Source organism: Nostoc sp. CHAB 5715, assembly GCF_020829685.1.
In the GTDB taxonomy this organism is placed as follows: domain Bacteria; phylum Cyanobacteriota; class Cyanobacteriia; order Cyanobacteriales; family Nostocaceae; genus Nostoc.
In genome coordinates this window covers 1-6,226 of record NZ_JAIVFR010000414.1, presented here as the reverse complement: position 1 = coordinate 6,226, position 6,226 = coordinate 1, and the positions used below count along the sequence as shown (strand labels likewise).

The window sequence follows — 6,226 nt, the reverse complement described above, 5'->3', positions numbered from 1 at the left end:
GCTTAATATCCATTAACACTAAATCGGGGGATATTTCTACTGCTTTATTAATTGCTTCTTCTCCTGAAGAAGCGATAACAGGAACCGTGTAACCGAATTTTATAAGTCGATACTGCAAATCCTTAGCAACAATCGCTTCATCTTCCACAACTAAAATTTTTGCATTTGTCATATTTTAGTTATTTTATATTAATGTAAATTTCACCTGGCACTCTACTCCAATAGCACCTTGGATATCGAGATTAGCTGCAATTTGATTGGTTAAAGCATCTACTAACTGCCAGCCTAAAGAGGCCATATTTTTAAAATTAAAATTTGATGGTAAACCAATTCCATCATCACTAACTATCAGTGTAACTTGATGCTCAGTATTTTTGCTCATCTCGATATAAATCGTACCATTTCTACCTGCTGGAAATGCATATTTTAAAGAATTAGACACAAGCTCATGGATAATTAAGCTACAAGGAATTGCTGTATCCAAGCCGAGAAATATTTGCTCATCGATATTTATTTTCAGAGCGATCGCATCTTCGTTAACTTCATAAGCACTAAATAAACTTGCTACCAAATCTCGAATATATTCACCAAAATTAATCTTTGCCAAGTCTTGAGACTGATACAATTTTTCGTGAACTAAAGCCATTGATGCAATTCGCTGCTGGCTTTGTTTGAATATTACCAAATCGTGTTGATCTTTAATATAAGCAGATTGCAAGCTTAACAGACTGGAAATAACCTGTAAATTATTTTTGACCCGATGATAAATTTCTTTTAATAACACCTCTTTTTCTAAGAGTGACGCTTGAATTTGTTCTTCCCACTGCTGGCGATCGCGTAGTGCGGCTTGCCGTTCGCTAATGTCTTCGACCACAGAAATAAAATACTTTGGCTCCCCGCTAGGTTCGCGCATTAAAGATACGGTGAGATTAACCCAAACTATGGAGCTATCTTTGCAGAAATAGCGTTTTTCCATCGAATAAGTTTGAATATTATTTGCTAAAATCTGGTCAACATATTTCAGGTCGGCATCAAGATCATCTGGGTGAGTAATATCTTGGAAAGTTAGCAACTGTAGTTCTTCTAGTGTATAACCGACAATATCGCAAAGCCTCTGGTTAACTAACAACCAACTTCCATCTATAGCTACATGGGCGATGCCAACAGCAGCTTGATGGAATGCAGCACGGAATCGCTGTTCGCTTTCTCGCAATGCTTGTTCCATTCGCTGGCGCTCAGTAATTTCTGCCTGTAGTGATTGATTAATTCTTGTTAACTCTGCTGTCCGTAGCTCAACCTTGCTTTCTAGTTGGTTAAGTAGGCTATTTAGTACTTCCTCTGCTTGCTTGCGCTCAGTGATGTCAGTATGTGAGCCGACCATCCGCGCTACGTTACCATCTTCATCCCACAGTGCTTGACCTCGATCCAAAATCCATTTATAAGTGCCATCTTTACATAAAAATCGATACTCGATAGCGTAAAACGGTGTTTTATGAGCAAAATGCTCTTGAACTGCTTGTGTCACCCAGTCAAGCTCATCAGGATGCACTCGTATCAGGTAGTCATCTAAATAGTTAGAAATTTCCTCGTTTTCGTAACCGAGCATTTCCTTCCAGCGAACCGAGAAGAACACTTCATTGGTTTTAACATTCCAGTCCCAAATTCCATCATTATTGCCGCGCAAAGCTAATTGCCAACGTTGTTCACTTTCTCTCAACACCTCCTCAGTCCGTATGCGTTCAGCAATTTCCTTTGCTAGTTGGGAGTTTGCAGCCTCTAGTTGGGTATGACTTGGTAGAGCCAGTGCCTGGGGTATTAATGGCACAAGTTGTATGGCAGTGAATGCTGAGATAAAAGCGGTGATAGCTTTAATTAATCCTGATAGCCAATAGGTAGGATACCAAAGCGTCCACACATCCATTAAATGGGTTGTGCCACAAGCAACGATGAATATGCCAAACATCAGGAACATCCAGCCGAAAGGCACATCTCGCCGTTTACGGACAAAATAAACCAACATTACTGGAATTGCATAATAAGCAAGTCCAGTTAACACATCTGAAACCAGATGCAACCATACCAATCCTGGTTTCCAAAGGTAGCAATGTCCGTGGGGAATAAACTGGCTAGTAGAGAAAAAATTATTTAAAAATTCCATCATAAAAACCTAATACACTGCACAAGTCTTCACTAAAGCCGGAAGTGTGAAGGAAGAGGTTTTGAGACTAAGACCTCTGTAGACGCGCAGACACTTAAAGAGTGGCTTCAGATACTCTAAAGAAAAACGCGTTCGGCGTTTGTCAGAGCTTTCCTGTACTAGCGTTAGGCTACTACAGAATAGCAGTTGGAGCTTTTACATCCTGTATTTGTCATCCTTTCTGAGTTTTTTAAGCTGATAATGTAAGGTTTATTGAAATAAAAGTACGCGATCGCTTTGATTTTTGTTACCGTAGATTCTCTGAAATGAACTTTTTATATATATAAATGCCTTCAAAAAAACACGGTAATATTTCGCTTATCTAAAATAACTAGTACTAAATTTTTAAGTATATTTTCGGTTTAATAGCTTTCAAATTAATATCTGTATACTACGTAAAAATTCTAAAAGTTTGGTTACCCGTAACTCACACCATACGGTGATACCTGCTTTTGACACTAACCCCATTACAACAGCGCAGGGAAATACGAGTCCACAAATGATGCAATCGGGTAATGATGCGTCTAGAATTGCTCAAAACCGGTTGATAAATTCTCTAAAACAAGCTCCAAGAGCTGGGGATAGCTTAACTTTAATTAGGGGAACCGCGTCACAAGCACCCAATTTATCTGCCAAAGGAACTCAACGGGCTATAGCACAGCTAGATTCCTACGCAAACCTGAGAAAAGAAGTCCAGCAAGAATACCCCAACGCTGAACAAAAACCAGTCATCCGCCAAACATTACCCACGAAGAAGCCGAATCTTGAAGGTGCTGTTTTGGGTGTATTAGTGGTAGATCCTGATGGTAAGGTCTTAGATATCAAGTTTCAAGACAAGTTAATTTCCCCGGAATTGAAATCACAAGCAAGGGAATATTTCAACAAACAATCCCCCAAGGGAGATAAACGGATCAGTTCCTATCCATTTAACCTAAGTTTCCAAAACAGCACTAGCAATACCACTGGGACTACTCAATTATCTGCACCGGGAATCAATCTTATCATCCGTAATGATTTCCTTCACCCAATCGATCGCCTGATTGGCGTAAACAAACTGAAGGCCGCTGAGACGGTTAAGCATTTCTGATAAAACCCAGCCATAATCCTTGAAAAAACGGCCGTTGTTTTTCAGCCATTCAGAGGTAAGCTTGAAATCAGGAAGATCACGCATCAGGTTTTCAAAAAAACTGACCGGAGAAATGTATAATTCGAGTGTTTTTTTTGTCGATTTTGTCAGAAGGGGAATAAAATTGTCTTTATTTACAAGAATAAACCTTGACAATACATTCATAAAATCAGCAAGGGCCTGTTTAACCTCCGATTGCTCAAAGTCGAAATAAGGACTTTTTAATCTTTCGGTTTCAGTTTGCCACTTATCATAAAGCTCCCTGATGGTCAGAAGATTAAGCTGTTTGCTTTCAGTCAGGTTTAATATTTCACCCCCATTGATCGTCAACTTGTTTTTAAAGTACTCATCACTTAACAAAGCAGCAAAAGCTTTAGCATAATTTTCGGCTTCTTGTAAATTCCACTTGTAGGTCATTTCTAAATTTGTTTTTTTTGTATCCCTGTCGGACAATTTGATTCAAATTTATTGCAACTTTTTTGCCAGACTATTATCAAAACGAAATAAATCATAAAAAAATGTTCATTGAGCCAAAAAGAGGTAGAAGTAAAGATTCCAGGATGGGATGGATCGAGGTGATATGCGGCTCAATGTTTTCGGGAAAAACCGAAGAACTGATCAGAAGACTGAACCGGGCGAAGATCGCCAAACAAAAAGTTGAGATTTTTAAGCCTTCCATAGATATCAGGTATCACGAAGAAGACATTGTTTCGCACAACCAGAATGCCATTCGTTCGACACCTATCAATGCTGCTACAGAAATCCTGCTTTACACGGGCGATTGTGACGTGGTAGGTATTGATGAGGCCCAATTTTTTGACGAAGCCGTCGTTGATGTAGCAAATAGTCTGGCCGCTATGGGAAAACGCGTCATTATCGCCGGTCTGGACATGGATTCGACCGGTAAGCCTTTTGGTCCTATGCCCGGACTGATGGCCGTGGCCGAATATGTAACCAAAGTACACGCCATTTGTATGATTTGCGGAGACATTGCCCATTATTCTTATCGTAAAGTGAGCAACGGAAACCAGGTGATGCTCGGTGAAGCGGATACTTATGAAGCCAGATGCAGAAAATGTTACCATCTTCCAGATGAAAGTGCCGAAAAGCTGTAATTATATTTCTCTTTTCTTTAAAACCCGGCTTTTTATGCTGGGTTTGTTGCTATGTGGTGTTTCTACGGATATTTTTAGCCAGATACCCACCAAAACATGGAGAACTCATTTCAATTATACCGATGCCAGGGGTGCGGCGTTGGCGGGTAATCAGGTGTATTGTTTTACCGTCAACGGTTTCTTTGCGTACGATCTGTCTGCAAATACCTATAGGAAGCCCGGAAAGGAGCTGGGATTGCACGGAGGGGTTATCTCTGCCCTTGAGTATGCTCCGGTGCCACGAAAGTTGATTATAGGCTATCAGGACGGTGGTATAGATCTGGCCGAAACAGATGAAAAGGGGCTGATCACCCGTGTGAAGTATGTAGATGACTTTAAGACCTCCGAAATTATTCAGGGAGGCAGAAGTTTCGGAGCAGTGGTGGTGAAAGAATCCCAGGCTTATTTGAGTACAGGGCAGGTTATCCTGCTGGTTGATCTTCATGACGATTACATCCGGGAAGTGATCCGTAATTTCGGACCGAACGGCTCAAGTCCCGGTATTGCCGGTCTTAAAAGTACGGCAGACAGTCTTTTTGTTAAAACTTCCTCAGGCAATATCCTGGCCTCTTCTCTCAGTGCTTCCAGCAACATCCTGTTTTACGGCAACTGGTTCAGTTCAAGCCGGAAATCTCTTTTCGAAAACCAGGTCGTTTTGCCGGCTGGTGTAAACCCGGCTTATGTAAATCAGGTAAGAAGGGATGCTAACGGTAAATATTGGATTTCAGATGGTGTCAGGGGTCTTCTTTCGGATGTTTCCGGGGCATTTCTAAGTTATGTCCCTGAAGGTCTGCCTGTCAGCGACGGATTGCTGACCAGGATCAATGATAAAGTTGTTTTTCAGAGCAGCAGTGATTTTTTCTTTGAAGATAACAGCTGGAAAGCCTACTCAGGTGGAGGAGTCAGTGCCGTTCAGAAAGATACTTACGGCAATGAATGGTACATCAGCGGCCGTTTCCTGGTAGTCAGCAAAGGCGGGGCCTCTTACACATACAGCATTTCAAATGGTTTGCCAGGCAACGCCGTGTCGCTGGTGATTGATCAGAATCAGCAGGTATGGATAGGGACGGATAACGGCGTTTCAGTGGTTCAGTCCTCCAATGTAGCGGTCACCAATCCCAGGGTACCTTTTAATCCTGTTTTTGGAAATCAGCGATTGCTGATCCGCGAGGTTGTTCCGGCGATTGTCTCTGATCAGGGCAACCGGAAATGGATCGGAACAGAAAAAGGCCTATACCTTTTCAACGAAAGCGGAGAGGAGCAGATTGATTACTTTAATGAACTCAACAGCCCGATGCCCGACGGTAAAATCCGGAACCTGGCGATTCACCCCTTATCAGGCGAGGTTTTTGTGCAAACAGGCTCAGGAGTAGTTTCATATCAGTCAGACGCTTCAGGCAGTCGCGATGATTTAAACGATATCCTTGTGTATCCTAATCCTGTCAAATCTGATTTTCAGGGTGTTCTGACGATAGATCGTCTTGAAAGCGAGACAGAGGTGAGGATTACAGATCTGGGTGGAAATCTGGTGTATTCTACGACCTCAAACGGAGGTAAAGCGACCTGGGACCTGACAAAAAACGGAGTTCGTGCTCCCCTGGGTATTTATCTGGTATTTTGCCGCTCTTCCACAGGTACAAAAACTGCAAAATTTGTCATCAGGCCCTGACAGATTCATTTGAGATACCTGAGAAAATGAGTTTTATATAGCTTCTGAGCCACCCATTTGATTCGCCTTGCCATATTTTT

Annotated in this window: 5 protein-coding genes; 3 read left to right on the top strand and 2 right to left on the bottom strand. The window is 41.7% G+C overall.

Annotated features, from left to right (window positions below):
• Positions 1 to 184: 184 nt before the first annotated feature.
• Entirely contained in the window at positions 185 to 2,161 is a 1,977-nt protein-coding gene (locus LC574_RS21740) for a PAS domain S-box protein (RefSeq protein ID WP_229455559.1), read from the bottom strand.
• A 448-nt stretch (positions 2,162 to 2,609) separates the two neighbouring features.
• On the opposite strand from LC574_RS21740, the gene LC574_RS21735 reads away from it, so the two are divergent.
• Positions 2,610 to 3,284 carry a hypothetical protein gene (locus LC574_RS21735; RefSeq protein WP_229455557.1) on the top strand — a complete coding sequence of 225 codons (675 nt, stop codon included), beginning with the start codon at positions 2,610 to 2,612 and terminating at the stop codon, positions 3,282 to 3,284.
• On the opposite strand, the gene LC574_RS21730 is transcribed toward LC574_RS21735, so the two are convergent.
• Positions 3,174 to 3,776 (bottom strand): hypothetical protein, encoded by a 603-nt coding sequence (locus tag LC574_RS21730; protein ID WP_229455556.1) that lies wholly within the window; start codon positions 3,774 to 3,776, stop codon positions 3,174 to 3,176. The genes LC574_RS21735 and LC574_RS21730 overlap by 111 nt on opposite strands.
• A gap of 26 nt (positions 3,777 to 3,802) precedes the next feature.
• On the opposite strand from LC574_RS21730, the gene LC574_RS21725 reads away from it, so the two are divergent.
• Together LC574_RS21725 and LC574_RS21720 are read left to right on the top strand one after the other, a co-directional pair.
• Complete coding sequence (locus LC574_RS21725) at positions 3,803 to 4,438, top strand: thymidine kinase (protein ID WP_267871627.1); 636 nt, start codon at positions 3,803 to 3,805, stop codon at positions 4,436 to 4,438.
• Complete coding sequence (locus tag LC574_RS21720) at positions 4,380 to 6,146, top strand: T9SS type A sorting domain-containing protein (RefSeq protein ID WP_229455555.1); 1,767 nt, start codon at positions 4,380 to 4,382, stop codon at positions 6,144 to 6,146. The genes LC574_RS21725 and LC574_RS21720 overlap by 59 nt, the downstream gene beginning before the upstream one ends.
• Positions 6,147 to 6,226 lie beyond the last annotated feature (80 nt).